The sequence below is a fragment of the Sphingomonas sp. genome (genome assembly GCF_013816785.1).
GTDB lineage: Bacteria > Pseudomonadota > Alphaproteobacteria > Sphingomonadales > Sphingomonadaceae > Sphingomicrobium.
The window spans coordinates 1-2819 of sequence record NZ_JACDDV010000090.1 but is presented as its reverse complement, the minus strand read 5'-3'; the positions used below and the strand labels follow the sequence as shown (position 1 = coordinate 2819).

Annotated in this window: 1 pseudogene; it reads left to right on the top strand. The window is 65.4% G+C overall.

Going from position 1 to position 2819, the window contains the following annotated elements:
• Window positions 1–2819 (top strand): annotated as a pseudogene (locus H0W65_RS12075) (hypothetical protein); the annotation flags it as partial.

The following is a 2819-nucleotide window of genomic DNA, read 5'->3' as shown; positions in this document are numbered from 1 at the left end:
CCTCACCACTGGCAAGCGAAGGGCCGACGGCCAGCGCCCGCGCAGCGTCGTTGGTCCACTTGCCTTCCTGGCGATGCAGCGCAACGCGGGCAACGCAGCGGTCAGCGCCCTGATGGCCGCGAAAGTCAGGTCACCCGGCGAGCAGGCTGTGACCGAGATCGACGGCGCACTGAAGGAGATCGGCAAGGGTGAGCCGGCGATCGACATCGTCGAGACGGGACTGAAGGCGGCGAAGGCGGCGGGCGTACCCGTCGAGCTCGAAGGCCCCAAGCCACCGCCGTCCGCACTAGCGGTGACCATGACAGGTTTCGGGCCTGGCTCAGTGGCTGCGAAGAAGCCGGTACCGCCTCCCAAGCCGGTGCCGGCGGTCAGCCCGCTCGGAAAGGCCGGAGCCGCAAAGCCTGGCGGTCGTGGCAAAGCCGTGGCAGGCGGAAAGGGGGCGCCGAAACCGGCCGAAGGTGGGGGCGCGGGCGGCGGCACGCTGGCGCCGGGTCCGGCTGCACTGTCCGGCGATCAACTGCTCCAGCCGCCCGCTGCGCCCTCGGCAGTTCGGCCGGAGGACGACCCGGCGTTCGCCCAGGTCAAGGGCAAGGTCACCGGCTTCGCCAAGGACAAGAAGGCACATCCGCCCGCAGCGTCGAAGGCGAAGGAGGCCCAGGCGGCCGCGCTCGCCCCCACCGACGACCTGGCCGGGCAGGCCAAAGCAGCCAAGGCCGACACGATGGATGCCCAGCAGGCGGGCACCTTCGACAAGAAGGCATTCATCGCTGCCGTCAAGACAGCCATCGAGGCAAAGTCCCCGAAGAGCCTCAAGGAGGCCGACGAATACAAGGAGTCAGGCAAGGCCGGCGAGGTGAAGGGCGAGGTCAAGGGCCTGGTCACCGGGGGCAAGGAGGGGCAGGCCAAGGACATCGAGGCCGCCACCGAGGCTGCACCGGACCAGTCCAAGGCGGTAGCGAAACCAGTCACACCGATGGCCCAGGAGGAGCCGGGCCAAGCCGTACCGATCCCGGCCGCGGGCGCGGTACCCAAGCCGGCCCCAGCCGAGCAGGTCAACCTCGAGGCGGGCAAGCACGAGGCCAACCAGGAGATGGCCGACGCCGAGGTCGGCGAGGAGCAACTGGCGCAGTCCAACGAGCCGGCGTTCGAGCAGGGGCTGGCCGACAAGAAGGCCGCGGCCGCACATGCCGACGCCGCCCCGGGAGAGTTTCGCGAGCACGAGAAGGAGGTCATCCAGAAAGGCAAGACGGAGGCCGCAGCTGAGACCACCGCGGGCGTGGCTGGCATGCAGGGCGCGAAAGGGGCCGCGCTAGCCAAACTTGTCGCGGACAAGGGCAAGACCAAGTCCAAGGACGAGCAAAAACGGGCCGAGGTCACCGCGAAGATCCAGAGCATCTTCACCGCCGCCGAGACCGGTGTGAAGAACATCCTGGACAGCCTGGACCCCAAGGTAGAGAAGGCATTCGAGCAAGGCGAGGCCGGAGCCCGCTCGGCGTTCGAGACCTATGTCGCGACCAAGATGGCGGCGTACAAGAAGGACCGCTACAGCGGATGGCTAGGCGGTCTGCGCTGGGCCAAGGACAAATTGGTCGGGATGCCCGACAAGGTGAACGAGTTCTACGCGGCGGGACGCGAGATCTATCTCAAGCAGATGGACGGCGTCATCTCGCAGGTCGCGGACATCGTCAGCACTGACCTGACCGCGGCGAAGCAGCGGATCGCCACCGGGAAAGCCGAGATCGCGAGCTACGTCAAGAGTCTGCCCACCGACCTGCAGAAGGTCGGCTCCGAAGCCTCGAAGGAGATCGGCGAGAAATTCGAGCAACTCGAGAGCGACGTCAACGACAAGCAACAGTCGGTGGTCGACACGCTTGCCACCAAGTACGTCGAGGCCCGCAAGGGGCTCGACGAGCGGATCGAAGCCCTACAGGCCGAGAACAAGGGGCTGGTCGACAAGGCCATCGGCGCGATCAAGGCGATCATCAACACGATCCGTGAGCTCGCCGCGATGCTCAAGAACGTGCTCGCCCGGGTGGCCAACGTCGTCGGCGGGATCATCAAGAACCCGGTCGGCTTCCTCGGCAACCTGATCGAAGGCATCAAGGGCGGCATCCTCAAGTTCAAGGACAACATCCTCGATCACCTCCGCAAGGGCCTGATGAGTTGGCTGTTCGGGGCGCTGGCTGAGGGCGGAGTCGAGTTGCCCGACACGTTCGACCTCAAGGGCATCATCAAGTTGCTCTCGTCGATCTTCGGGCTGACCTGGGCCAACATCCGCAACCGGCTCGTGAAACAGATCGGTGCGAAGGCGATGGATGCCGCCGAGAAGGGCGTCGAGATCTTCCAGGTCATCCGCACGCAAGGCGTCGCGGGCCTCTGGCAGATGCTCATCGAGAAGCTCGGCGACATCAAGGAGATGATCCTCGAGCAGGTGAAGGACTTCGTGATCACGAAGATCATCACCGCCGGGATCACCTGGCTGATCGGGCTGCTCAACCCGGCGGCGGCTTTCATCAAGGCGTGCAAGCTGATCTACGACGTCGTGATGTTCTTCGTCAACAACGCCGGTCGGATCATGAAGTTCGTCAACACCGTCATCGACTCGGTCGCCGACATCGTCCGCGGCAACGTCGGCGGTGTAGTGAACAAGATCAACGACGTGCTGGGTCAGATGGTGCCGATCATCATCGGTTTCCTAGCCAGCGTGATCGGCCTCGGCGGCATCGGCCAGAAGATCCGCCAGATCGTGGAGAAGCTGCAGAAGCCGGTCAACCAGGCCCTCGACTTCGTGATCAAGACCGGCCTCAAGCTCGCCGGCC